Origin of the sequence: Cyclobacterium salsum, assembly GCF_010119245.1 — a bacterium.
GTDB lineage: Bacteria > Bacteroidota > Bacteroidia > Cytophagales > Cyclobacteriaceae > Cyclobacterium > Cyclobacterium salsum.
The window spans coordinates 63,992-88,930 of sequence record NZ_WNKG01000002.1; the positions used below are offsets into that span (position 1 = coordinate 63,992).

Below are 24,939 nucleotides of genomic sequence, written 5' to 3' on the forward strand. Positions count from 1 at the left end.
TCCCTTTGAAATTTGATAAAAAAACGTATATTAGAGGCAATGGAAAATCGAATCCATTATACCATTTAAATCCTTTTTTTCATTAAACCAACACAACTCATGGCTTATGATCCGTATCAAATAAAAAAGAAATTACCATCTTCTCAAGGGGATCTGACTTATTGGAGTCTGGAGGCTCTACAGAATCAAGGATACGCTATCAATAAATTACCCTTTTCCATCCGAATTCTTTTGGAAAATGCATTGCGAAATTTTGATGATTTTGCCATTACCAGAGAAAATATAGAGACCCTGCTTAATTGGAAACCGGAAGTCTCTGATAAAGACATCCCTTACAAACCAGCGCGGGTGTTGATGCAGGATTTTACGGGGGTACCTGCAGTCGTTGATATTGCCTCCCTTAGGGCCGAGGCGGTAAGAAAAGGGAAAGACCCCGAAAAAATTAATCCACTTATCCCGGTGGATTTGGTAGTAGATCACTCCGTTCAGGTAGATTTTTTTGGTACCAATTATTCATACAAACGGAACGTTGACGTAGAATACGAGCGAAATGGAGAACGGTATGAATTTTTAAAGTGGGCTCAGAAATCTTTTAATAATTTTTCCGTAGTTCCTCCCGGGATGGGCATTTGCCACCAGGTCAATCTGGAATACCTCGCTCAGGGAGTCATTTCCCGGGACGGGAATGTTTTTCCAGACACATTGGTTGGAACCGATTCGCATACCCCAATGGTTAACGGAATTGGCGTAGTAGGGTGGGGAGTAGGTGGAATTGAGGCCGAAGCGGCCCTTCTAGGCCAACCGATATATTTTATCATGCCGGAAGTAGTTGGACTCCGGCTTACCGGTGCCCTTCCTTTGGGGACTACTGCCACGGATATGGTGCTTACCATTACCGAATTACTAAGAAAACAAGGGGTGGTAGGCAAGTTTGTGGAAGTATTTGGGCCGGGGCTGGATGGTTTATCCGTGCCTGATCGCGCCACGATTGCCAACATGTCTCCTGAATTTGGTTGCACGGTGACTTATTTCCCGATAGATGACCGAACATTGGACTATATGTCCCGGACTAACCGAACGGAAGAGCAGATTCAATTGGTAAGAGACTACACCAAGGCCAACATGCTTTGGCGTGCCAATGAAGATGATATCAATTATTCTACTGTGGTGGAACTTGATCTCAGCTCGGTAGAGCCAACCGTATCCGGTCCAAAAAGGCCACAGGATAAAATCCTCGTGAGAGAATTTAAAGATAAATTCGGCTCTTTGTTAAAAGAAGTACATGGAAGAGATTACATTCCTATAGACAAACGCGATGTAGGAAGGTGGTTCGGTGAAGGCGGCGGAAATCAACCGGTAGAAGGTGCGGAATCGCCAGCTGAAAAGCACGTGGAAATCGAAACGGAAGTTAAAAATGGGTTGAAGACCGTCGTGGTTGAGTTGAACAACGAAAAATTTGCCCTTCATGATGGGTCGGTTGTCATTGCTGCCATTACTTCCTGTACCAACACCTCCAATCCGAGCGTAATGATTGGGGCAGGGCTGGTAGCCAGAAAAGCCCGGGAAAGAGGCCTGGATGTGAAGCCATGGGTTAAAACTTCGTTGGCTCCGGGATCCAAGGTGGTTACAGATTACCTGGAACACTCCGAATTGTTAGATGATTTGGAAGCCCTGCGATTTCATGTGGTAGGCTATGGTTGTACCAGTTGTATTGGGAATTCCGGCCCTTTGCCCGTCCATATAGCCAAAGCAGTGGAAGAAAATGATCTGGTCGTTGCATCGGTACTCTCCGGAAACCGGAATTTTGAAGCCAGGGTTCATCCTCAGGTGAAAATGAACTACCTGATGTCTCCCATGCTGGTTGTTGCCTATGCCCTTGCAGGCCGGGTGGATGTAGATTTGAACAACGAGCCGTTGGGTTATGACCCCAACCTGGAACCTGTATACCTGAAGGATATTTGGCCTTCCAATGAAGAAATCTTTGAAGTGTCAAACAGGGTGCTGTCTCCCAATGATTACAAAAAAAATTACGGGGAGATATTTGAGGGAAATGAACAGTGGAGAACGCTTCAAGCACCAAAAGACAAAGTGTATCAGTGGTCAGATAAATCTACCTATATTAAGGAAGCTCCTTTTTTCCAGGGGATCTCGGAAGATGTTCATGAGGCCGACGATATTTTGGGGGGCAGGGTACTGCTCAAATTAGGAGATTCCATTACTACGGATCATATTTCCCCCGCAGGTTCTTTTTCTCCGTCTTCACCTGCTGGTAAATACCTGATAGGAAAAGGAGTGGAGCAATCCATGTTTAACTCCTATGGCTCCAGAAGAGGGAATGACGAAGTGATGGTCAGGGGAACATTTGCCAACGTAAGGATCAAAAATCAACTCGTTACAAAAGAAGGCGGGCATACCTTGCACATGCCTTCTGGTGAAGAGATGACCGTATACGATGCCTCCCAACAATATCAAAAGGACAATGTTCCGTTGCTGGTGCTGGCGGGTAAAGAGTACGGCAGCGGTTCTTCCAGAGATTGGGCAGCAAAAGGCACGACGCTATTGGGAATTAAGGGCGTTATTGCCGAAAGTTACGAAAGAATACATCGGTCCAATCTCGTTGGAATGGGAGTATTGCCCATGCAGTTTGCCAAAGGGGAGTCCTCTGAGTCGCTGGGTCTAACCGGTAAAGAAGAAATCTCTATCGTAGGTATTGCCGAGGGTCTGAGCCCCTTAAAAGTCCTGAATGCAAAAGCAAAAAAGGACGATGGAAGCGTGGTCAATTTTGACGTGATCGCTCGATTAGACTCTGCCATTGAGGTCGAATATTATAAAAATGGGGGGATCCTTCATTATGTCCTGAGACAATTTCTGAAATCGTAGGCACCAATGCCTGAGTTAATAAAGCAGCTGTGTTCTTGTGCAGCTGCTTTTTTTTGGCCCAATCAAGCCCCGCTCCAAAAGATCAAGATGTAATTCAAATTGGTTCCAGCCCTGCATCCTGGCCCTAGCCTAAAAATGTTCACTGGACATTTTCTTGACGGCTTGTCCTCCCGCTGGGGCTTCCCGATAGCCTCCTGGAGTCGGCATCGGGATAAACTTCTCGCCCCAAAGACGCGCGTAAAAAATAAAAACTTGCTCCGAAGAACAAGTTTTCTACAAATTGTGATCCCGCTGGGGCTCGAACCCAGGACCCATACATTAAAAGTGTATTGCTCTACCAGCTGAGCTACGGAATCAAACCTATGTGATGCTGTCAGGACTCGAACCTGAAACCTTCCCGACTTAAAGTCGGGATGCACTATCCAATTGATCTATTGAATCAAATCTATGTGATGCTGTCAGGACTCGAACCTGAAACCTTCCCGACTTAAAGTCGGGATGCACTATCCAATTGATCTATTGAATCAAATCTATGTGATGCTGTCAGGACTCGAACCTGAAACCTTCCCGACTTAAAGTCGGGATGCACTATCCAATTGATCTATTGAATCAAATCTATGTGATGCTGTCAGGACTCGAACCTGAAACCTTCCCGACTTAAAGTCGGGATGCACTATCCAATTGATCTATTGAATCAAACCTATGTGATCCTGTCAGGACTCGAACCTGAAACCTACTGCTTAGAAGGCAGTTGCTCTATCCGGTTGAGCTACAGGACCTATAAATAGAAACAGGCTTTTCAGCCTGTTTCGGAGTGCTTTTTCAAAAGCTTGTGCAAATGTAAGGCGGTTTTTTTTAATTACAAACTCAAATTCACAATTACTTTTCTTTTACTCGGGTGTATTGATGATCTTTGCAAAAAAGAGTTTTCATGTCTGAGGAGCCATTGACACCTATTGATGACTTTTATGTCAAAACCATTGGAGAAATACCGTTAAAGGAGATTCTGTTATGTTTTCCGCACACTCCGGTTTCAGAAGCAGCCCGGATAATGCGGGATGAAAAGTCAAGTTGCCTTTTTGTGGGTGATAGCAAAGAGTTGATTTACGGAGTAATTACCGACATAACGCTGCGGGACAACGTAGTGGCCTCCGGGGTTTCTCCTGAGAGCGCTGTTAGCGAAATCATGGATCCCACACTGGTATCCATTTCGAAAGAAACGTTGGTATATGAGGCCTTGCTGCTCATGTTCCGCACGAAAACCAGGTACTTGCTAGTCAAGGAGGGCGGGGCCTACATTGGGGTGACTAGCCGGAATAAGATATTGACGGTACAGTCCCAATCACCTTTCGTATTTATTCAATCTGTTAAATTGGCATTGGGAAGGGAAGAACTTAAAGAAAAGTGGAAACAAGTTCCTCGGATTGTTGATCAATTAATTCAGCGGGGAGTACGGGCTGAAATCATCAATCAGATTATTTCAGCCATTGCTGATTCGATTGCGTTACGTGTCATCGAACAGGCAATTAAAGAGAAAGGCACTCCTCCGGCCAGGTTTGTTTTTTTTGTCTTGGGAAGTGAGGGACGCAAAGAACAAACGTTAAAGACAGATCAGGATAACGCCATCATTTATGAGGACAAAGCCAATGAGCATAGGGAATTGGTTCGGACATTTTTTTTAGATTTTGCCAAAGGCGTTTCGGAAGATTTAGACTTTATAGGTTTTAATTATTGCAAGGGAGGGTTTATGGCCAGTAATCCCAAATGGACTCACTCACTTTCCCACTGGAAATCCAATTATGCCAGTTGGTTTCAGGAATCCAGCATGGAAACAGTAATGAGTTATGGGACATTTTTTGATTGTCGACCCATTTATGGGGATTTTTCATTGCTGGAAAGTTTAAAGGACTTTATGGACGAGCAATTACAACATCCACTGGAACGTTTTTTTTACAATATGGCGCAAAATGCCTTGCAATACGATACTCAGCTAACCTGGTTTCGAAACATTCGAACCTTCAAAGTAGATAAAGAACAGGTTTTTGATATCAAAAAGGCCATGACACCGATGGTAGATACCATTCGGCTTTATGCATTGGCAAACCGTGTATTTGAAACCAATACCGGGAAAAGGTTAAAATTGTTAACAGAAAAAGGAGTCTTTACTAAAAAAGAATCTGAGGAACTATACCAGGGATATTACTACCTGATGGGATTGCGGCTGGAAAAACAAGCCATAGCTGTAATTCGGGAAAATAAAGATCCGCTGAATTACATTAAAATAACAACTTTGACCAAGGTTCAAGCAGTCACTATCAAGGAAATTTTTAAAGTAATCCGAGATCTTCAATTAAAAGTTAAAATTCAGTTCACCAAAACTTTTTAGTTACTTTGCATAATTGAAGTTTATCCATTGGGATAAAATCGGTACTTTGCCGGGATAACTTATTTTCAGGAATTCCTTTCTGGCAGGAAATCCACACCCTATGGAAAAAAACAACCATTCTTTTGGTAAGGCACCTGTAGGTAAATTATTACTACAGCAGGCGGTTCCGGCCGCAGTGGGTATATTGGTTTTATCCATATACGGAATTGTAGACACTATTTTTGTGGGCCGTTTTGTCGGGTCTCTTGGTATTGCTACCATTACGGTAGTTTTGCCGATTACCTTTTTGATTTCAAGTATAGGCATGTCCATCGGGGTAGGAGGAGCATCGGTGATTTCCAGGGCTTTTGGGGATGGCAATGATGCCAGGGCTTTTTCCACCTTTGGAAATCAAATAGGAATGACCTTGACCCTGGCCCTGCTTTTTGTGGGCCTGGGTTATTTGTTTTCGGATGAGATCTTGCAACTTTTTGGAGGGAAAGGAGCGGTATTGGAGCCCTCCAAAGAATACTTTTCTATTATTTTAATTGGAATCCCTTTCTTGGCCTGGGCGATGATGAGTAATAATGTCATTCGGGCAGAAGGTTACCCTAAAGTGGCCATGTACACCCTGATAGTACCGGCCGTTTTCAATATTATTCTGGATCCCATTTTTATCGTTTGGCTGGATATGGGATTGAAGGGCGCAGCCTGGGCGACTACTATTTCTTACATTGCCAGTGCTGCTTACACCTTGTGGTTTTTCATGTTTGGAAAATCTATTATGAAAGTGAAAAGTGCTTGGTTTAAACCAGATTTCCAGATCGCCCGGGAAATTGCAGCTTTAGGAGCAGTGACGCTGGCCAGACAGGGAACGGTGAGCATACTGGCGATTGTTTTGAATAATGAACTCTTTATATACGGAGGAGAAATGGGCTTATCGGTTTTCGGAGTTATCAATCGGGTAATGATGTTTGCCAATTTCCCCGTCCTGGGGATCACACAGGGCTTTGTGCCCATAGCAGGGTACAATTACGGAGCCAAACTAAACGGTAGGGTTCACCAGACCATCCGCCTTGCCCTGAGGTCTTCTAGCCTAATAGCACTGCTTATCTTTGTGCTGATAATGAGCTTTACAAGTTCTTTGGTTCAGGTATTTACGGAAGATGAGAACCTTATTCTGGAGAGCATCCCGGCCATGCGAAAATCTTTTTTGGCCACCCCATTGCTAGCATTCAGTTTAATCGGAAGTGCTTATTTTCAGGCCATAGGTAAACCGAAAGCTGCGTTGTTACTGGCATTAAGTAAGCAGGGGATTTTCCTGATTCCGCTAGTAATAATCATGCCCCTGTTTTTTGGACTAGAGGGTATTTGGTATGCCTTTCCCCTGGCAGATACCGGAGCTGCGGTCATATCCTATTTTTACCTTAAAAAGGGAACAAACGCCCTATAGAGGTATGTTTCTTCCAAGTCAGTTAAAAAGGCTTCCATACAATGTTTTTGGGAAGGTTTACAGGGTCTGAGGTAAACCAATGTGAAAAATAAAAAATTCTGGCAAAAAAAAAGCCCCGACCAAACGATCGGAGCCTTTCTACTAGACCTAACCAACTTTAATTTTCTTTGCAGGTGGAGCCTCAACCTCGCTTACCTTGGGTAAGTGAATATGCAAAATCCCGTTTTCGTATTTCGCATTGATTCCTTCTTCATCAATTATTTCGGGGAGATTGAATGACCTTTTGATGGCAGCATAGGAAAATTCTTTTCGTTTCATCTCTCCCTTTTCATCTTCTTTCTTTTCTTCCTTTTCGGCCATTAGTGTCAGTATTCCCTTGCTAAAATCGATTTTGAAGTCATTTTTATCAAAACCTGGGGCTGCAACTTCCAACTGAAATTCCTTTTCATTTTCGTTAACATTTACAGAGGGGATTTGGTATTTTTCCTCCCAATCGTAAAACCGCTTGCTCCAATCTGGCAGATTTTCTGATTCAAAAAAATCAGAAAATACTCTGGGCCAGAAGTTGTCTTTAATTTTGGATGGAGTTTTCATAGTGCGCTTTTTTAAATATTGAAACGGCATTTAATTCACTACTAATGTATCTATAAACCATTCCATTCTGTATGACAAATGTCACAGATAGGCCTGATTTTTATCAAAAAGCATTGGCGTTAATGGGAAATGATGCGTCCATCTTCCATCACGATGGTCCGATCGGTTTTCTCGGCAAAATCCGGATCGTGGGTAACGATAAGTAGGGTTTGATTGAAATCTGTGGCCAATTCTTTAAAAATTCCGAAGACAATATCGCTGTTTTTTTTATCCAGATTTCCAGAGGGCTCATCCCCCATGATGATCAGCGGATCGTTAATTAGTGCCCTGGCTATGGCTACACGCTGTTTTTGCCCACCCGAAAGCTGGTTGGCCTTTTTGAGCGCATGTTCTTCCATTCCAAAAATCCGGAGCTTTTCCATGGCTTTTACTTCGAGCTGCTCCCTGTTCAATTTACCTAATTTCAGACCGGGTACCATCACATTTTCCAATACCGAAAATTCGGTGAGTAAGTAATGAAATTGAAAAACGAAACCAATTTTTTCATTGCGGATGCGGGAAAGGTAGCTGGCAGATTTATCGGTAATTATTTCCTGGTCTATCAATAGCTTTCCCTGGTAACTGGTATCCATGGTGGATAAAATGTAAAGAAGCGTCGATTTCCCACAACCAGATTTGCCCATGACGGATACAAAATCCCCGCGATTGATCGAAAAGGAAATTTTTTTGAGTACTTGTGTTTTTACCGGGCTGTAGAAAAACTTATCAATATTCTGTGCCTCTAATACTTTCCTGTTGTCCATTTTATTTTCCTCTGATAATATCTACCGGGTCAACCCCGCTCGCTTTTTTGGCGGGGAAATAGCCAGCAAAGTAAGTCGTGACTAAACTAAATATCCCTCCGATAAGGTAATAACGTGGGTTAAAGTCCACAGGAAAGGTCTTAATGGTAGGCAAGGCCTCTGTCTCAAATGGGAGCTGGTCAATACCCAACCCTGCCAGGTAACCAAGGCACAAACCAAGGGTACCTCCTGCTAACCCGATAATTAAGGCGATGTTGATAAAAATGATGTTAACATCCCTTCCAGAAAATCCAATTGCTTTTAAGATGGCAATGGTATCCATTTTTTCATAAATCATCATGTTTAAGATATTGTAAATACCAAATCCCGATACAATTAATAGCGTAATCCCGACGGCATAACTGATTAGGTTCCTTATCTCTGTTCCTGTCTCAAATTGAGCGTTGACCGTTTGAATATCATCTGCGTTAATCTTAAAAAGGCCGGCATAGTCTCTTGCCATGGAAGGAGCCAGATCCAATTCCCGAAGTTTTACCTGAATGTCCGTGATGTAAGAGGGGGGCTCGCCCAGTATTTTCTGGACCGTTTGAAGGGATGCATAACTTTGGATATTATCCAATTCCCCCAAACCTGATTGATAATACCCCACCACTTTCAATTGTACCCGGTCTCCACGGGAAGTCGTCGCTTGAATGACATCTCCAATATCCGCCAGCATTCGGTCAGCAGCCCCTTTCCCCAGGATGATGCTATTGTTCGTTTGAGTCAGGTCCATAGGTGTACCGACAGTAACATAATCGGATAATGCAAACAAGTCATTTTCTGCTGGTACGTCGATTCCACTTATCGTTCCGGAAATATCGCTTGAACCAACATTAAAAAACACTTGGGTAGACACCTTGGGGGCAACGCCCAAAACCCGGGGATCTTCCTCCAGGGTTTTGATAATGGCACTGCTATTGTAAATGCGTAATCGGCTGCTCGTTGGTTTGATTGACCGAATGGTATTGGTGTAATTTTTATATTTTTCCGATTGGTCTATGGGTTGATCCGGATTAGGCTTGATTTCATTATAAAACCGAATATGAGGTGTACGATTAAGCACCAGTCCATCCAGCATCTGGTTTAGCCCATTCATAAAACCAAGTAGGGCAATAAACATGGTGATACTAAACGTTACACCAACAGCTGCCACCATTGTTTGCTTAAATCTTGCCAGCATGAGAGAACGTGCAATGTGCAGTAACAAACCGTACTTCATGGTTTTAACAGTTGGGTGGTTTCGTCTATTCCGCTAAGGATTTCTGTTTCACTGTAATTTTTAATACCCGTTCTGACCTGAAGGGTATCACCGCCGGAAGTGATCACCTGATTGCCCTGAAAAATATAGGAACTGGGAATTAAAAGCGCATTTTCCTTTGCTTCTATAATAATATTGGCTTCAAATGTTAGGTTTGGGTACAATGTCTTGGGTTTGGTTACCATAGAAGCTTCCACCACGAAACTTTTGTTTCCGGAATCCATCATCGGATTGATTTTGGAAATCCGGGCATCAAAAACCTGATCCTGGTAACTGTCAAAGCTTATCATTACCTCCTGGCCTAATTCGATCTGAGAAATATCGTACTCATCTACCAATAACTCCAATATAAATTCTTCTCCATCCCCGATTATGGCCAGGGTATTCTGGGCGTTTACCAGTTCCCCCTTCTCCTTGAGCACGGAATACACACGCCCGTTAATCGTACTCTTGATTTCCAGCTCATTGGCTAAAGCGGAAGCTTTTTCCAGGTTTTTTTTAGCAGTAGTCTCGTTATGATCTAATTCCCTTTTCAGGGTTTCTTTTTTGAGTTTCAGTGAAGCATATTCGGTTTTCCTCTGGGCATAGGACAGCAGGCGCTGCTCTAGTTGCAGGTCCGTGCCTATTTCCCGTTCATTTAGTCTTTTTTGTCTCTCCAACAAAAGCGAATCATGGGCCATTTGGGATTGAGCCAGGTCAATTTGCACTTCCAGCTCCTGAATTTTCTCCAAGTTATTTTCCCTTTCCGAAAAGGATCTTGAAAGGGATGCGATTTCCCGGTTCAGGATAGTAGTTTCGTTGGACAGCGAAAACAAGCGCATTCCGTTTTGGACAGAATCGCCCTCTTTCACATAAATTTCCTTGATATAGCCTGTAGTATTCGGCTTTACTTCGTATTGGTTTTTACTTGCCACTTTCCCGGAAGCATAAACGGATAAGGTGATGTGTTCCCTTACCGGGCTGGTTTTTTCCGCCTGGGGCTGGCAGGAAATAGTAGTCAACAGGCCGCTAAAAATGGCACTCGTAACAATTCTATTTAAACTAAGCATGGTTCAGAAATTCCTTGTTTCATGGTAACAAGTTATGGGAATTTTATCTTCCTTTAATGTAAATAAAAGAAAAATACTTGCTTACTTTAGAATAATTAAAGAAAGAGATCAGAGTCCAGTTAATTTTTGTTTTGTATTTTAACGGAAGATTTTGAAGATGGAAAAGTATTCAGTTTGAAGGTAACCACTCATTAAAATGGAAGCGAGTAAAAAGATTTCGATTATTTATGTGATGGTCGGAGTCCTATGGATTTTTGGAAGTGATAAATTGATTCATTTTTTGTGGGGTGGTATGGATATGGCACAATTGGGTTATCTACAGACCGCTAAGGGGGTTTTTTACGTGGTGCTAACGGGATTTTTATTGTACTTATTGATTGACAGGCATTACCATTTTCTGGACAAGAAGGTAAAAGAGCTGGAGCTGGCTAATAGCAAATTAGAAGAAGAGCGACTGAAATCGGAGCATTCAATAAACCAGCTGGACCAGTTTATCCTGGTGGCATCCAATGACCTTGCGGAGCCTGTACGACAGAGTCAGGGTTTTTTAGAATTATTTATCAGAAAAAATGAACAAATATTGCCAGAAAAATCGATTGCTTTCTTGCGCCTTACATTAGATAACTTTATAAAAATAAAGCATGTAATTCAGGATTTGGTTTCCTTTTCACAGCTTTCAGAAAAAGGAATCCAAGTGGAAGATGTAGACTTGAATGAGGTTCTTGAAAAGGTTATTCACCTGAATTCCAAAAAAATCAAAGAGGGAAATATTGACATTAGAAAAGAGGTACTTCCCATTGTGAAAGGGGACTACAAACGTTTTACCCAGCTTTTTGACCATTTATTTAATAATGCCATTAAGTTTGGAGACCCTGAACGGGCATTGCGAATAGCGATAAGTGCCTCCCGGTCGGAGGATAGGCTCATATTGGCAATAAAAGATAATGGGAGAGGGATATCTCCTGAATACCTTCAAAGTATATTTTATATTTTGCAGCAATACGACCATGGGTTTATCAAAAGAGGCACGGGCATGGGGCTGGCCATTTGCAAAAAAATCGTTGAAGATGTGGGAGGAGAGATATGGGCTACTTCGGTACAAGGAGAGGGTAGCACGTTTTACGTTGCATTTAAGGACAAGTAAATTTTTCAAAAGATGAAACAAGATAAACGATACTCTATTGATCTGCTATCTGTTTTTGATGATGCCACTGTTGGAATTGCATTTATCGATCCGGAGGGAAATTGGGAAAAAGGGAACTCAAATTTTTTACGTTTTACCGGATGTGATGAAGAACATTTTCCCGGCTTTACCTGGGACGATGTTTTTAATAAGGACGAAAATAATGCCGGGTTTTCCAGTGCCATTAGGGCTGCGTCTTCCAAGTTTTCCCCGGTAGTGCTAAAAGTTTTTCGAAAGGATGGTAAACAGATTTGGCTGAATGTGTTTTTGCTTCCGTTAGAAAACAAGCATTTTGCCTGCATTGCAGAAGATATTACAGAGGAAATAATCTTCAAGGAGCTTGATCAACTGGAGCGGGATGTTTTGGAAAAAAATGCCTTGCCTTATTACCGGTTGGAAGAAGTTTTGGATGAATTCATTCTGGGATTGGAACAGATTTTCCCTGAGACGGTCTGTTCCATTATGAAAGTGAGTGATGATAAAGTGTATTGCTGGTCGGCGAAGGGCCTTCCGGAAGATTACCTTCGGGAAATCGAAGGGGCCAGTATCGGTCCAAAAGCCGGATCCTGTGGAACGGCGGCATTCTTCAAGGCTGCGGTGATCGTGGAGGATATTTCGAGCGATTATCGCTGGGAACCCTATAAGTCCACCATTTTATCACATGGATTTAGGGCTTGTTGGTCCAATCCGATTCTTTCAGCTTCGGGAAAAGTACTGGCGACTTTTGCTATTTATTATCGAAAGGTAACCTCTCCTGAATCGATGGAATTAAGTTTCATCAACAGATCTGGTAAAATCCTTGCCATTATTTTGGAAAACTACCAATCCGTTCAGTCTCTTAAACAAAGTAACCAACGGTTTCAATACGTAACAGAAGCAACTTCGGAGGCTATATGGGATGCGGATTTAAGAAAAGGCACCGTCGTTTGGAGTCAAGGATATCATACCCTTTTTGGACATCCCCACCAGCAAGATGAGATGGATGGTAGTTCCTGGTCAGATTACATTCACCCCGATGATTATGATGCGGTTACTGGTAGTATTCAGCGTATAATTGATGGTAGAAAGAAAACCTGGACCCAGGCGTACCGGTTTCGGAAGGCGGATGGAAGCTACCTGAGAGTGGAGGACAAAGGCTTGGTCGTACGGGACCCCGAAGGTAAGCCGCTTCGGATGGTAGGGGCTATGAGGGATATTTCTGCCCAATATGCTTACAATCGTGCGCTTAAGGAATTAAACCGATCGTTGGAAACTAGCAAGAAGCATCTTGAGGCCACTAATGCGGAATTAGAGCAGTATGCTTTTATTGCTTCGCACCACCTTCAGGAGCCTTTACGAACGGTGATTGGATTTATGGATAATCTTTACAAATCCTACGGAAAAGACCTGGATGATAAGGCCCGCAGATACGTTTTATTTGCAATGAATGATGCCAAACAAATGAGGCAGCAGATTCTTGATTTATTGGAGTACGGGACCATCGGAAAAGAGCAAAAAAAACCGCCATTTCAATGGCTTGAAACTTCCAATTTAGTAGAAGATGTGCTACGAATAAACTGCGAATTCATTCAACAGGCATCTGCGAAAATCAATGTCGGTAATTTGCCTCGGGTCTGGGCTGATAAAAAGCGATTGATTCAGGTGTTTACGCATCTGATTTTAAATGGAATCAAATACCAGCCTCCTTCTCAAAAAGCAGAAATTTTCATTAGTAGCCAACAGAAAAAAGGAGAAGTCGTCATTTGTGTTCAGGATAATGGGTTGGGTATAGACGCAGCCTATCATCAAAAAATATTTTTGCTGTTCCACCGATTGCATGGAAAGGACGCGTTTCCCGGAACCGGAATTGGTTTGCCCATCTGCAAAAAAGTAATAACACACCATGGGGGCAGCATTTGGGTGGAATCACAGCTTGGGAAGGGTAGTAGGTTTTATTTTACCATACCTTCAAAATCGGAGTAAAATGTTTGGGATTATGTCCGATTTCTTATTCGCTAACAGACTGAACTTAACTTCTTTAGAATATTATTATTAAAATTTGCAGGGTAATATTTGGATTTAAACTAGATTTGTTTTTTATTCAACTACCACGAAAGGGTACTTTCTGGTAAAGTCGGCTGACCAACCAAAACTTTAATAAATGAAAATGCTAAAGCTTTTTTTAATAGAAGATAATGAAGGAGATATTTTATTAATTTCCGAAGCACTGGAAGACTTGAATTTTCCCCTTCAAATCACTTGTGCCAAAGATGGTCAGGAAGCAGTGGAGTTTCTTAAAACCTGCGTCCATGGAAACCAAACCGAAGTGCCCGACCTTGTTTTACTGGATATTAATTTGCCCAAAAAAAATGGGCAAGAAGTGCTTCATTTCATTAAAAATTCGGAAGGATTGAAACAGCTTCCAGTGATCATGTTGACTACCTCATCTAGTCATAACGATATTCTGGAATCGTATTTAAACCATGCCAATAGTTACATTACCAAACCGGTAGGCTCAGAAAGTTATCAGGATATTCTGGAGAAAATTGAAAAATTCTGGTTTTCCCTGGCTCAGCTTCCCTCAAAATCCTGACTCCATGTCACCTGCTTATGACAACCTTAAACTTCTAGTTATAGAAGATAATGAAGGTGATTTTTTGTTGGTTTCTGAAGCCATTGAGGAAAAATTCCCTACCATTATCGTCGATAATGCGACTACTTTTAAAAGTGCATCCGAGAAAAATATGAGAGACTACCAGCTCATTTTGCTGGATTTGTCTCTTCCTGATAAAAGTGGTGAACAATTAATCAAAGAAATCCTTGGTTTGGCAGGAAAAATTCCGGTGGTGGTTCTGACCGGATATGCAGATCGAAATTTTGCCGTAAAGTCTATCGGTTTGGGCATGTCCGATTACCTTGTCAAAGACGAGCTTCATCCGGATATCCTATCCCGAAGTATTATCTACAGCATTGAGCGAAAGAAGGTTTTCAACCGCCTGGAAGAGTCTGAGCTCCGGTACAAGGAGCTTTTTCACCTTAGTCCATTACCAATGTGGGTATATGATAAGGTATCCCTTGGGTTTTTGGATGTCAATGAGGCTGCGATTCAGTCCTACGGCTTTTCACGGGAGGAATTTCTTGCCATGACCATTGAGGATATACGACCTGAAAAAGAAAAGAGGAAACTCTATGAGGCCCTCGAAGAGGGTAAACGAGTCGATGGGCTAAGGAACGTAGGTTCTTTTTTGCACACGAAGAAAAACGGAGACGTGATCACCGTAGAAGTGAGTTCAAACTTGATTAACTTTGATGGGCAGCCCGCCAAACTGGTTTTGGCTAATGATGTCACCCTGAAAAAAGCCTACATAGAAACCATAGAACAACAAAACAAACGCCTGAAGGACATTGCCTGGGTCCAATCCCATGTGGTTAGGGCACCCCTGGCGCGGCTGATGGGGCTGGTAAATTTATTGGGAATAGAATTGAAAGACCTTCCTGCGGATAAAAAAGAGCTGTTGGATCATATACTGTTTTCAGCCGATGAACTGGATGAAGTGATCAAGGACATCAATGGTAAAGCCCGGGACATTGACCTGCCGGATAATGAGGGATAGGAAGCGTTCAAATGGGTTTTAGCAGTGAGTAATCATCCATCACAAAGCCTTTTCCAATGGGAATGACCTCTTCCCTGAATTTTTGGAATCCCATCTTCAAATAAAAATCCAATGCTTGTTTATTATATTTATTAACGTTTAACTCCAGGTTTTTCATTCCTTCCTTTTGACCTGCAGTTTTCAGAGTCTTCAAAAACTTGCTTCCCAAACCTTTGCCCTGTGCCGCAGGCAAAATGTATAATTTATGAATTTTCAAGTGCGGCTTTTTTAGGTAATTGGTTTCAAAGGAGGAAAATCCAAGTGCTTTTTGACCCTCGTATGCGATTAAAAAACGATGTTCTTTTGCCTCTATTTGTTCCTTCAGAGCCGAAGTGCTGTACATTTTCTGCAGCATATAGGCCAATTGTTCCTGGCTGAGGATCTTTCCAAAAGCAGATGGCCAGGTTTCTGCGGCCATTTCCTGCACCAGGGGAATCTGCTCAATACCTGCAGGTAAAAGTTGAATCATTTCGATCAGATTGAATGGTATGGGATTGTTTTCAAGAGTTAAACTTGTAATGACTGCCTGACAAAAATACCAACAATTTTTATTTTTTAAGAAAATTGTAAGATTTAGAAAAAGGGAACATAGGACTTACCCTTAACCGAAGATCAGATTAAAATTTAGGGCTTGAATGAAGGACATATCCCTATTTTTGGTTAGCTTCATATCCTGCTATTGGAAATTTTAATGCTATTTAAAATGACACTTCACGGGTAATTATGGAGTATAGAAAATTTGGAAATACCTCGCTTCGGGTCAGTGAAATTGGATTTGGAGCCTGGGGAATCGGAGGGTCTTCCATGGCTGGAGACATCCCGATCGGCTGGGGAAGTGTGGACGATAAGGTGTCCGAAGAGGCGGTGAAAAAAGCCTTGGATTTAGGGGTGAACTTGTTCGATACCGCAGATTTTTATGGTCTAGGCCATTCCGAACGTCTGCTGGGAAAAGTTCTGGGCAATCGGCAAGATGTGATTCTGGCCAGTAAACTGGGGCATCGGTTGGACTCGAATGGGGCGATTTATACGGATTATTCCGCGAAGCACATTATTCGGTCTTGTGAGGAAAGTTTACGGAGGTTAAACCGGGAGGTAGTCGATTACTACCAGCTTCACACGGCCAAAGTCGCAGATTTGGAAAAGGGGGAATGCGTGGAAGCAATGGAGCACCTCAAAGAAAAGGGCAAGATCCGCTATTGGGGGGTATCGTTGAATACCTTTTCGCCAGAGGCAGAGGCCGAATACTTATTTTCACATAAGTTGGCTGACGGCATGCAATTGGTGCTGAATATTATGAACCAGCAAGCCCTGCCAATTGTAGAAAAATCCCAGCACCTGGGTTATGGAATATTGGCGAGAATGCCGCTACAATTTGGTTTGTTGACGGGTAAATTTTCCAAATCCACCCGTTTTCCGAAGGACGATCATCGGGCTTTCAGGTTACCACCGGAGTTACTGGCAACCGCTCTGGATACGCTGGAAAAAGACGTTTGGCACCTATGTGAAACGGATGGACTTTCAAAAACCGAGTTGGCGATGAGTTTCATTTTAAGTTTTAAAGGCGTTTCCTCGGTGATTCCCGGTATCAAAACACCCCGGCAAGCCCTTCAAAATACGCAGGGTATTCGCCCACTCGCAAAGGAAGACCTGGACTATCTCCGTTCACTATATCCCTCGCCTTTTAAGTCATTGCTTGGCCAATAAGGAATCAGCCAGCAACCAGAATTATTGATTGAATCCCCTGAGCTTTACCTGGGTAAGTTTTCTTTTGGTGTCTAATGGAAAGTCTCCTTTCATCATCCAGTCGTAATAGCCCGGCTCTTCCTTTAAAACCTGAGCCACGGGTTTGCCCTTTTGCTTTCCAAAATTAAAACACTCTTCCCCTTTGTCATTGAAAACGAATCGACCTGCCAAATCCACCATTTTTTCATTGATCATGCTATGGATTTTTTTCATGTCATTTTCCATAGTACCCACGGTATTTCCCTGAAGATCCTCCATTTCTTCACCCGCATATCGGTTGATTTGGGCCTTGAAAACTTCATAGGTTGCCAATGTATCGGCTTCGGCACTATGGGCATTTTCCAGCACCTTCCCACAGTAAAACTTGTAGGCCGAAGCGAGGTTTCGCTTTTCCATCATGAAAAAGATTTTTTGGGCATCCAGTAGATTCCTTTTTTCAATGTCAAAATCTATTCCTGCCCGCAAAAATTCCTCCACCAGCAAGGGAATATCGTATTTAAGAACGTTAAAGCCAGCCAGATCGGCACCTTCAAAAAACTGGTGCAATTCCCGGGCAACATCCTTGAAGGTTGGTGAATCTGCCACGTCCTTATCGTATATCCCATGAATAAGGGATGATTCCAGTGGGATAGGTACCGTAGGATTGATCTGCATTGTTTTGATTTCTTCCCGCCCTTCAGGGTATACTTTTAATATCGAAATTTCGACGATTCTATCGGTAGATACGTTGATTCCAGTGGCTTCAAGATCGAAAAAAGCAATGGGTGATTTTAAATTCAATTCCATGATTGGGTGTTTATTTGGTACAGAAGAAGTTTCACAGGGGAATGACGAAAGTCAGGAAACAAAAACAACTTGGTTTTGCGTCTACTACATTCCTCGAAGGATTTCTTTAAAAATTATTTTCAAGGCACAAATATAGGGAATTTTATGGCTTTAAATACCTAACCGGCTTTGTCATAGTGCCGGTAATTCATTTTTAATTAAAATTAAAAAGACTTTGGAATAGATGTTGGTGCCAAGTCGTTGTCTATATAGTGCTTAGCATTTTGTGGATAATAAAGTGCATAACTTGTTCAAAAACTTTGTACTGAAAGGGGTACTTTTGCAGATATGGCGGAAAACGATAGTAGTAAATCGGAGCGAAAAATGGGATTGAGGAGAAGGCCCTCTGAGCCTTATGGGGCCCTGGGGAAATTACCTCCGCAGGCCATTGATTTGGAAGAAGCGGTATTGGGTGCTCTGATGCTGGAAAAAGATGCACTTACCGCTGTAGTGGACATTCTTTCTTCGGGTAGTTTTTACAAGGACGCTCACAAATTGGTTTATGAAGCCATTTTGGATTTGTTTAATGCCGGAGAACCCATCGATTTGCTGACAGTTACCAACCAACTTCGAAAGAACGGAAAGCTGGAGTTGGTAGGAGGTGCCTATTTTATAACCGAGCTCACTTCTAAGGTTTCCTCCGCCTCCAATATTGAATACCATGCCCGGATTATCACTGAGCAGGCCATGAAGCGGGACATGATACGCATATCATCAGAAATCCAAAAGGAAGCATTTGAGGATACTACTGATGTGTTTGAACTGCTGGACAAAATGGAGCAGTCCCTTTTTGAAATTTCTGAGAACAATATCAAAAAGAACTACATGGACATGCGTTCGATCATGCGTGAGGCCATCGTGGAGTTGGAAAGCAAAAAGGGACAGAAAGACGGCCTTACGGGCGTTCCTTCCGGATTTACGGGTCTTGACAGGGTCACCTCCGGCTGGCAAAAGTCGGATCTGGTGATCATAGCGGCAAGGCCTGCCATGGGGAAAACGGCCTTTGTACTTTCTGTCTTGCGAAATGCGGCCGTTGATCATGACCGGCCGGTAGCCATTTTTTCCCTGGAGATGTCTTCCCTTCAGTTGGTAAATCGACTGATAAGCTCGGAAGCAGAACTTGATTCGGAAAAAATAAAAAAGGGAAACCTTGCCGATTACGAATGGCAGCAATTGATACATAAAACAGGTAAACTTACAGCAGCTCCCTTGTTTGTGGACGATACGCCAGCCTTATCCATTCTGGAGCTCAGAGCAAAATGCAGACGGCTTAAAGCACAAAATGACGTGCAACTCATTGTTATTGATTATTTGCAATTGATGTCAGGAGACAGCAAAGGAAACCAGGGAGGTAACCGGGAACAGGAGATTTCAAGTATATCCAGGGCGTTGAAGAAAATTGCCAAAGAGCTGAACGTGCCTGTCATTGCGCTCTCACAGCTATCAAGGGCCGTAGAGACAAGAGGGGGCGACAAGCGGCCACAGCTATCCGATCTCCGGGAATCCGGAGCCATCGAGCAGGATGCAGATATCGTCATGTTTTTATACCGGCCAGAGTATTATGGGATTACGGAAGATGAGGATGGTAATAGCACCTCCGGGGTTGGGGAAGTAATCATCGCCAAGCATCGGAACGGTTCCCTGGAAAGTGTCAAGCTCAGGTTCATTGGAAAATACACCAAATTTACAGACCTGGACATGAACGTCCCTTACCAGCCGCAGGATGCGCTTTATGGAAGCAGGTTTCCCAGCAGTGCTGGCGGGCAGGGTTTTGATGATGCTGGCATGGTAAGAATGGGGAGCAAGGCAAATGGGGATGCCCAGGGAGATAATCCCTTTCCGGAAGGGGACGACAAAGCTCCATTTTAGCCAACCAAAGCGAATAATTCGTTAACCATAGAAACCAAACTCATGAAATGCATTGTACTGGACAGTAGTCATAAAGATGGAGTGACCTTCGTGGAGCTTCGGGAGCCCATACCTGAAGCGGGGGAGGTAAAAGTGAAGATCAGTGCTGCGGCTTTAAATCACCGGGACCAATGGTGCCGGGAACAAAAATACCCCAATCTAAAGGACGGTATTATATTAGGCTCGGATGGAGCCGGTGAAGTAGTTGCGGTAGGAGAGCAGGTGGATAAATCCTGGATTGGGAAAGAAGTTCTAATCAATCCTGCAAAAAACTGGGGAGAAGACGCTGCAGCTCAGGGCCCGGATTTTAGCATATTGGGAATGCCCGAACACGGCACTTTTGCGGAGTATTGCTGTGTGCCAGCAGATAGGATTCATCAGAAACCCGTCCATCTGGACGCTGTTCAGGCGGCGGCACTTCCCTTGTGTGGCGTGACAGCCTACCGGGCTACGATCGTTCAGGGAAAGGTGAAAAAAGGAGATAAGGTATTGGTCACTGGGTTTGGAGGAGGAGTGGCTCAAATGGCAGTTCAATTTGCCCTCTCAAAAGGGGCCAGGGTGTTTGTTACCAGTGGTGCCGTCTGGAAGCTGGAAAAAGCAATAGCTATGGGAGCAGAGGCGGGCTATTTGTACCATTCGGAGTCCTGGACGGACGAGGCAATGGCCCATACGCAAGGTTTTGATTTGATCATTGACAGTGCCATGGGGGCTACGGTCAACCAACTGATGGATGTCATTCGACCTGGCGGGAGCCTTGTGTTTTACGGAGCCACCCTGGGGAATATACCAGAGCTGAATGCCCGAAAACTATTTTGGAAACAAGTGACCCTACAAGGGACAACCATGGGATCAGACAGTGATTTTGAAGAAATGCTTGCCTGGGTAACAAATCAGGAGCTTGTACCCGTGGTGGATGCAGTCTTTCCGCTAAGCGGTGCGCTACTGGCATTTGAAAAAATGGAAAAAAGTTCTCAACTGGGAAAGTTGGTGTTGCAAACCGGTCCGGAGGCGCAGGATTAGCCTGTTGGCGGGATGCCTTTGGGGAATAAAGTGATTTATCCGGTTATTGCCATGGAAAACAGGAGCTAATCGTTCTCAAATTGGAAATTTAGGTAAGCGTTCTGCAGTTCTTTGAGCGCGTGAGCATTGCTTTGGTTTTTAGCAAGTTCGATTCCTTCCAGGTAGGTGCTTTCTGCTTTTTCCATCAGCCCCAGGTCGGAAAACAAGCGGGCAGCATGGTAATAAGAAGGAAGATAGCTTTTATGTTCACGTAATAGTTTGTTAAAATAAAAAGAAGCCTTTTCTTTGTCTTGGTTTTGATATTCCAACGCCAAGGCATAAATATTAAATGGATTTCCGGGTTCCTCTTCCAGGTACATTTGCAGTTCCCGGACTCTGTCATGCTGATTCATGGTTTTGCGTTTGATTCCTAATTGACAAATTTAATTAAAAATTATACATGAAAATATTGGTTTGTATCACGCATGTGCCGGATACCACTTCAAAGATAAAATTTACCGATAATAACACCCAATTTGATAAAACCGGCGTTCAGTTTATCATCGGTCCTTACGATGATTATGCGCTGGCCCGAGCGGTTGAGCTGAAGGAGCAAGGTGGAGGTAGCATTACCGTTTTAAACGTAGGAGAATCGGATACGGAGCCTACCTTACGGAAGGCGTTGGCGATAGGAGCCGATGAAGCCGTTCGTATAAATGCTTTTCCTAGAGATGCGGCGTTTGTGGCCGGTGAGATTGCCCGGTTTGCGAAAGAGGAAGCCTTCGATCTGATTCTTATGGGTAGAGAATCCATTGATTACAACGGAGGGATGGTTCACGGGATGGTGGGAGAGTTGCTGGGCATTCCTTCCGTATCTCCGGTGATGAAATTGGATATTGAAGGGAATACAGCTACTATTTCGCGCGAAATTGAAGGGGGGAAAGAATTTATCTCCGTAGACCTCCCGTTTGTTGCGGGTTGTCAGGAACCCATTGCGGAATGGAAAATCCCGAACATGAGAGGAATCATGTCCGCCAGAAGCAAACCTTTGAAAGCGGTTGATCCGGAAACGTCTGGAAGCCAGACTGAAACGAAAAAATACGAGTTGCCTCCTGCAAAAGGAGCGGTAAAATTGGTGGATACGGTAGAAGAGTTGGTTGATTTGTTAAAAAACGAAGCCAAAATACTTTAATTAACGAAAGAAAATGTCAATATTAGTATATATAGAGAAAGATCAGAGACGAATCAAAAACTCCTCCCTGGAAGCCGTTTCTTATGCGGCCGCCTTGGGGGAAATTACCGGGGATAAGGTGCAGGTAGTAAGCCTTGGAGAAGCGGTGGAAGGAGAAGCGGAGCTGCTGGGCAAAGCAGGGGCAGCCGGCGTGTATCAGGTAACGGATGACCGTTTGAATGCAGGAGTCATTCAGGCCCATGTCGAAGTAGTCGCTCAGGTTTTTGATAAGGTAAAGGGAAAAACCCTGGTTTTAGCCAAATCTTCGCTGGGGGATGCTGTGGCGGCGCGTTTAGCGGTAAGGCTGGACGCTGGCATGGCCACCAATGTGGTGGGCTTGCCGGATTTGACCGAGGGGTTTGTTGTTAAAAGGAGCATTTTCACCGGAAAAGCCTTCGTAGAAACGGCTATCCATACCGAGAATAAAATACTTGCCATAAAGAAAAACATACAGCCTGTGAAAACAGACGGATCGGCCGCTCCGGTTGAAAACGTTGCGATAGATCTTCCCGGGGAGACTTTCTCAGCTAAAATAACCGGCACTGAAAAAGCCACTGGCGAAGTATTGTTACCGGAAGCGGATATTGTGGTTTCCGGAGGAAGGGGACTCAATGGCCCCGAAAACTGGGGGCTGATCGAGGACCTGGCAGATGCCCTGGGAGCCGCTAGAGGTTGCTCAAAGCCTGTCTCGGATTTGGGTTGGAGACCTCATCACGAGCACGTAGGACAGACCGGGGTGAAAGTAGCACCTTCTCTGTACCTTGCGGTAGCCATTTCCGGTGCCATACAGCATTTGGCAGGGGTAAATGCTTCCAGATACATGGTGGTAATCAACAAGGATCCGGAAGCACCCTTCTTCAAAGTGGCTGATTATGGGATCGTTGGGGATGCATTTGAGGTAGTCCCAAAATTGACTGAAGCGATTAACGCATTAAAATAATAGACCGTGGATAATACTGTTGAGTTAGAAATCTTGGGTTTATCTTCCAATAGCACCCAATCCGGATCATTTACCTTGGTACTGGGGGAATCGGAGGGAAGGCGAAAATTACCAATTGTCATTGGAATGTTTGAAGCGCAAGCGATCGCCATTGAGATTGAAAAAATCATCCCCAACCGGCCAATGACACATGATTTATTCAAATCATTTGCCTCCAATTTTCAATTTTCGGTAGATCACATTTTGATTTCAGATATGAGAGAAGGGGTGTTTTATGCCAAAATCATGTGTAAAAGTTCCCTTAAAACGGTGGAAATTGATGCGCGCCCATCGGATGCTATTGCCATAGCTGTCAGGTTCGATGCGCCGATTTATTGCGCCAGTGCGGTGATGTCCGAAGCAGCGATTGAATTTACCGAGGAAGATGAAAAAAGGGAACAGGAGGCCTCTGGGGGAGGTACTTCCAGAAAAGATTCCTCAAAAGAAAAAGGCAAATCCCAGGAAGCTTCCCTCAAAGACTTTAGTTTGGATAAACTAAATCAATTATTGGAAAAAGCCATCAGCAATGAGGACTATGAAAGGGCAGCGCGATTAAGGGATGAGATTAACAGAAGAAATTGATCGGAAAAGTGCCCATAGCTGGCAGCCATCCCCATTGCTTTTTAAAGAAGGGAAAAAAAGGTGCCGAATTTTTGGGCTGAAGTCCTTCGTTTCGAGGCGTTTTTTTTCCTAAAGATGGCTGGATATGGATTACGCTAGAGGTGTATTGGGAATAGTGGTACTAGTGGCTATTGCCAGTCTTTTTTCAGCTAATTTTAAAAAGATTGATTGGCGATTAGTAGCCATTGGGATTGCCCTACAAACCATATTTGGAATATTGATTACCAAGGTGGCCTTTGTGGCCGGTATTTTCAGCAAGATCAGCGAGGGGTTTGTGAAATTCCTGAGTTTTTCAGAACAGGGAGCAGAATTCTTATTTGGGGAGTTAGCCAGTAGTTCTTTTGGATTTATTTTCGCATTTCAGGTATTACCGACGATCATTTTCTTTTCTACAGTCTCTGCAGGCCTCTATTACCTGGGAATCTTGCAAAAAGTAGTCTTTGGAATCGCCTGGCTGATGGCACGAACCATGCGTTTATCAGGTGCGGAGAGCCTGTCGGCAGCAGGAAATATTTTTCTGGGTCAAACGGAAGCGCCCTTGCTGGTGCGGCCGTTTATTCCCACTATGTCCAGATCCGAACTGATGTGTTTGATGACCGGAGGCATGGCGACCATCGCTGGCGGGGTATTGGCGGGGTACGTAGCCTTTTTGGGAGGCGATGACCCGGTAGAGAAGACGCGGTTTGCTACCTATTTACTGGGGGCGAGCATTATGAACGCCCCGGCTGCCATTGTCATTTCTAAGATCGTCATTCCGGAAGAAAACAGGGAAGTGATCAACGATCAGTTGCATATCAGTGCGCAAAACACAGATGTAAATCTAATCGATGCCATGTCGAGAGGAGCGACTGAAGGCTTAAAACTGGCCTTAAACGTAGGGGCAATGTTATTGGCCTTTATAGCTGTCATAGCAGCATTGAATTTCTTTCTTTCGGGGGTTATCGGAGACTATACCGGTTTGAACTCCCTGGTGGTTTCCTCTACAAACGGCACCTTTACAGGGTTTTCATTGGAATATTTGCTGGGACAGGTTTTTCGATTGTTTGCCTGGGTGATCGGGGTGGAATGGAAAGATACCCTGGCTGTTGGCTCTTTATTGGGGCAAAAAACGGTCATTAACGAGTTTGTCGCCTATTTGGGATTAGCCGAAATGAAATCGGCAGGAGACTTGTCTGCCAAGTCTATCGTCATCGCCACCTATGCATTATGCGGTTTTTCCAATTTTAGCTCCATCGCCATTCAGGTTGGGGGGATAGGAAGCATAGCGCCTGAACAGCAGGGAAATCTGTCCAGGCTTGGTATGCGTGCGTTGCTGGCTGCTACCATCGCTTGCCTGATGACGGCCACGGTAGCAGGAGCGCTTTTTTGACTTTC

The 24,939-nt window shown here is 43.7% G+C and carries 21 protein-coding genes and 2 tRNA genes; 14 read left to right on the plus strand and 9 right to left on the minus strand.

Going from position 1 to position 24,939, the window contains the following annotated elements; all coding sequences use genetic code 11:
- The first annotated feature begins 99 nt into the window (after positions 1-99).
- Positions 100-2,880, plus strand: a complete 2,781-nt coding sequence (gene acnA / locus GJS45_RS03130) for an aconitate hydratase AcnA (protein ID WP_162340016.1) — start codon at positions 100-102, stop codon at positions 2,878-2,880.
- Between the two features lie 283 nt (positions 2,881-3,163).
- On the opposite strand, the gene GJS45_RS03135 is transcribed toward acnA, so the two are convergent.
- Positions 3,164-3,236 (minus strand) — tRNA-Lys (locus GJS45_RS03135).
- A gap of 349 nt (positions 3,237-3,585) precedes the next feature.
- A tRNA-Arg gene (locus GJS45_RS03140) sits at positions 3,586-3,659 on the minus strand.
- 152 nt (positions 3,660-3,811) lie between these two features.
- Between GJS45_RS03140 and GJS45_RS03145 the strand changes: the two genes are divergently transcribed.
- Positions 3,812-5,266: a DUF294 nucleotidyltransferase-like domain-containing protein gene (locus GJS45_RS03145; protein ID WP_162340017.1), complete on the plus strand. Its 1,455-nt coding sequence runs from the start codon at positions 3,812-3,814 to the stop codon at positions 5,264-5,266.
- A gap of 100 nt (positions 5,267-5,366) precedes the next feature.
- Complete coding sequence (locus GJS45_RS03150) at positions 5,367-6,698, plus strand: MATE family efflux transporter (protein ID WP_162340018.1); 1,332 nt, start codon at positions 5,367-5,369, stop codon at positions 6,696-6,698.
- A gap of 147 nt (positions 6,699-6,845) precedes the next feature.
- Here the strand turns inward: GJS45_RS03150 and GJS45_RS03155 are convergent, their stop codons facing one another.
- The 4 genes from GJS45_RS03155 to GJS45_RS03170 form a co-directional block, all read right to left on the minus strand.
- A complete protein-coding gene (locus tag GJS45_RS03155) occupies positions 6,846-7,292 on the minus strand; it encodes an Hsp20/alpha crystallin family protein (RefSeq protein ID WP_162340019.1) in 447 nt (148 codons plus the stop codon).
- Positions 7,293-7,411: 119 nt separating this feature from the next.
- The gene (locus GJS45_RS03160) at positions 7,412-8,095 is read right to left on the minus strand and encodes an ABC transporter ATP-binding protein (RefSeq protein WP_162340020.1); all 684 of its coding nucleotides are present in this window, start codon (positions 8,093-8,095) and stop codon (positions 7,412-7,414) included.
- A 1-nt stretch (position 8,096) separates the two neighbouring features.
- Positions 8,097-9,356, minus strand: coding sequence for an ABC transporter permease (locus tag GJS45_RS03165; protein WP_162340021.1), 1,260 nt, complete (start codon positions 9,354-9,356; stop codon positions 8,097-8,099).
- A complete protein-coding gene (locus GJS45_RS03170; RefSeq protein ID WP_162340022.1) occupies positions 9,353-10,444 on the minus strand; it encodes an efflux RND transporter periplasmic adaptor subunit in 1,092 nt (363 codons plus the stop codon). The genes GJS45_RS03165 and GJS45_RS03170 overlap by 4 nt, the downstream gene beginning before the upstream one ends.
- A gap of 196 nt (positions 10,445-10,640) precedes the next feature.
- Between GJS45_RS03170 and GJS45_RS03175 the strand changes: the two genes are divergently transcribed.
- The 4 genes from GJS45_RS03175 (at position 10,641) to GJS45_RS03190 (ending at position 15,220) form a co-directional block, all read left to right on the plus strand.
- Positions 10,641-11,588: a sensor histidine kinase gene (locus GJS45_RS03175; protein ID WP_162340023.1), complete on the plus strand. Its 948-nt coding sequence runs from the start codon at positions 10,641-10,643 to the stop codon at positions 11,586-11,588.
- A gap of 12 nt (positions 11,589-11,600) precedes the next feature.
- Positions 11,601-13,589 carry a PAS domain S-box protein gene (locus GJS45_RS03180; RefSeq protein WP_162340024.1) on the plus strand — a complete coding sequence of 663 codons (1,989 nt, stop codon included), beginning with the start codon at positions 11,601-11,603 and terminating at the stop codon, positions 13,587-13,589.
- A 178-nt stretch (positions 13,590-13,767) separates the two neighbouring features.
- Entirely contained in the window at positions 13,768-14,199 is a 432-nt protein-coding gene (locus GJS45_RS03185; RefSeq protein WP_162340025.1) for a response regulator, read from the plus strand.
- Positions 14,200-14,203: 4 nt separating this feature from the next.
- A complete protein-coding gene (locus tag GJS45_RS03190) occupies positions 14,204-15,220 on the plus strand; it encodes a response regulator (protein WP_162340026.1) in 1,017 nt (338 codons plus the stop codon).
- Between the two features lie 7 nt (positions 15,221-15,227).
- Here GJS45_RS03190 and GJS45_RS03195 read toward each other — a convergent pair whose 3' ends face one another.
- A complete protein-coding gene (locus GJS45_RS03195; protein WP_162340027.1) occupies positions 15,228-15,728 on the minus strand; it encodes a GNAT family N-acetyltransferase in 501 nt (166 codons plus the stop codon).
- 254 nt (positions 15,729-15,982) lie between these two features.
- Between GJS45_RS03195 and GJS45_RS03200 the strand changes: the two genes are divergently transcribed.
- Positions 15,983-16,963, plus strand: coding sequence for an aldo/keto reductase (locus GJS45_RS03200; RefSeq protein ID WP_162340028.1), 981 nt, complete (start codon positions 15,983-15,985; stop codon positions 16,961-16,963).
- Between the two features lie 21 nt (positions 16,964-16,984).
- Here the strand turns inward: GJS45_RS03200 and GJS45_RS03205 are convergent, their stop codons facing one another.
- Positions 16,985-17,788, minus strand: a complete 804-nt coding sequence (locus GJS45_RS03205; RefSeq protein ID WP_162340029.1) for a 3'-5' exonuclease — start codon at positions 17,786-17,788, stop codon at positions 16,985-16,987.
- Between the two features lie 327 nt (positions 17,789-18,115).
- Here GJS45_RS03205 and dnaB point away from each other — a divergent pair, with 327 nt between their 5' ends.
- Together dnaB and GJS45_RS03215 are read left to right on the plus strand one after the other, a co-directional pair.
- Positions 18,116-19,696: a replicative DNA helicase gene (gene dnaB / locus GJS45_RS03210; RefSeq protein WP_162340030.1), complete on the plus strand. Its 1,581-nt coding sequence runs from the start codon at positions 18,116-18,118 to the stop codon at positions 19,694-19,696.
- Positions 19,697-19,738: 42 nt separating this feature from the next.
- Positions 19,739-20,755 carry a quinone oxidoreductase family protein gene (locus GJS45_RS03215; RefSeq protein WP_162340031.1) on the plus strand — a complete coding sequence of 339 codons (1,017 nt, stop codon included), beginning with the start codon at positions 19,739-19,741 and terminating at the stop codon, positions 20,753-20,755.
- A 65-nt stretch (positions 20,756-20,820) separates the two neighbouring features.
- On the opposite strand, the gene GJS45_RS03220 is transcribed toward GJS45_RS03215, so the two are convergent.
- Entirely contained in the window at positions 20,821-21,147 is a 327-nt protein-coding gene (locus GJS45_RS03220) for a tetratricopeptide repeat protein (RefSeq protein ID WP_162340032.1), read from the minus strand.
- 47 nt (positions 21,148-21,194) lie between these two features.
- Here GJS45_RS03220 and GJS45_RS03225 point away from each other — a divergent pair, with 47 nt between their 5' ends.
- From GJS45_RS03225 to GJS45_RS03240, 4 genes are all read left to right on the plus strand, one after another.
- Positions 21,195-21,926 (plus strand): electron transfer flavoprotein subunit beta/FixA family protein, encoded by a 732-nt coding sequence (locus tag GJS45_RS03225; protein WP_162340033.1) that lies wholly within the window; start codon positions 21,195-21,197, stop codon positions 21,924-21,926.
- Positions 21,927-21,939: 13 nt separating this feature from the next.
- On the plus strand, positions 21,940-22,905 hold the full coding sequence (locus GJS45_RS03230) for an electron transfer flavoprotein subunit alpha/FixB family protein (protein WP_162340034.1): 966 nt from the start codon (positions 21,940-21,942) through the stop codon (positions 22,903-22,905).
- Between the two features lie 6 nt (positions 22,906-22,911).
- The gene (locus GJS45_RS03235; RefSeq protein WP_162340035.1) at positions 22,912-23,526 is read left to right on the plus strand and encodes a bifunctional nuclease family protein; all 615 of its coding nucleotides are present in this window, start codon (positions 22,912-22,914) and stop codon (positions 23,524-23,526) included.
- A gap of 124 nt (positions 23,527-23,650) precedes the next feature.
- Positions 23,651-24,934: a NupC/NupG family nucleoside CNT transporter gene (locus tag GJS45_RS03240; protein WP_162340036.1), complete on the plus strand. Its 1,284-nt coding sequence runs from the start codon at positions 23,651-23,653 to the stop codon at positions 24,932-24,934.
- Positions 24,935-24,939: the final 5 nt, after the last annotated feature.

Coding starts and splice junctions, on each gene's coding strand:
- GJS45_RS03230 (WP_162340034.1), top strand. CDS start 21,940: ATGTCAATATTAGTATATATAGAGAAAGATCAGAGACGAATCAAAAAC.
- GJS45_RS03145 (WP_162340017.1), top strand. CDS start 3,812: ATGTCTGAGGAGCCATTGACACCTATTGATGACTTTTATGTCAAAACC.
- GJS45_RS03170 (WP_162340022.1), bottom strand. CDS start 10,444: ATGCTTAGTTTAAATAGAATTGTTACGAGTGCCATTTTTAGCGGCCTG.
- GJS45_RS03180 (WP_162340024.1), top strand. CDS start 11,601: ATGAAACAAGATAAACGATACTCTATTGATCTGCTATCTGTTTTTGAT.
- GJS45_RS03225 (WP_162340033.1), top strand. CDS start 21,195: ATGAAAATATTGGTTTGTATCACGCATGTGCCGGATACCACTTCAAAG.
- GJS45_RS03150 (WP_162340018.1), top strand. CDS start 5,367: ATGGAAAAAAACAACCATTCTTTTGGTAAGGCACCTGTAGGTAAATTA.
- acnA (WP_162340016.1), top strand. CDS start 100: ATGGCTTATGATCCGTATCAAATAAAAAAGAAATTACCATCTTCTCAA.
- GJS45_RS03195 (WP_162340027.1), bottom strand. CDS start 15,728: ATGATTCAACTTTTACCTGCAGGTATTGAGCAGATTCCCCTGGTGCAG.
- dnaB (WP_162340030.1), top strand. CDS start 18,116: ATGGCGGAAAACGATAGTAGTAAATCGGAGCGAAAAATGGGATTGAGG.
- GJS45_RS03200 (WP_162340028.1), top strand. CDS start 15,983: ATGGAGTATAGAAAATTTGGAAATACCTCGCTTCGGGTCAGTGAAATT.
- GJS45_RS03190 (WP_162340026.1), top strand. CDS start 14,204: ATGTCACCTGCTTATGACAACCTTAAACTTCTAGTTATAGAAGATAAT.
- GJS45_RS03220 (WP_162340032.1), bottom strand. CDS start 21,147: ATGAATCAGCATGACAGAGTCCGGGAACTGCAAATGTACCTGGAAGAG.
- GJS45_RS03205 (WP_162340029.1), bottom strand. CDS start 17,788: ATGGAATTGAATTTAAAATCACCCATTGCTTTTTTCGATCTTGAAGCC.
- GJS45_RS03155 (WP_162340019.1), bottom strand. CDS start 7,292: ATGAAAACTCCATCCAAAATTAAAGACAACTTCTGGCCCAGAGTATTT.
- GJS45_RS03185 (WP_162340025.1), top strand. CDS start 13,768: ATGAAAATGCTAAAGCTTTTTTTAATAGAAGATAATGAAGGAGATATT.
- GJS45_RS03215 (WP_162340031.1), top strand. CDS start 19,739: ATGAAATGCATTGTACTGGACAGTAGTCATAAAGATGGAGTGACCTTC.
- GJS45_RS03165 (WP_162340021.1), bottom strand. CDS start 9,356: ATGAAGTACGGTTTGTTACTGCACATTGCACGTTCTCTCATGCTGGCA.
- GJS45_RS03160 (WP_162340020.1), bottom strand. CDS start 8,095: ATGGACAACAGGAAAGTATTAGAGGCACAGAATATTGATAAGTTTTTC.
- GJS45_RS03175 (WP_162340023.1), top strand. CDS start 10,641: ATGGAAGCGAGTAAAAAGATTTCGATTATTTATGTGATGGTCGGAGTC.
- GJS45_RS03240 (WP_162340036.1), top strand. CDS start 23,651: ATGGATTACGCTAGAGGTGTATTGGGAATAGTGGTACTAGTGGCTATT.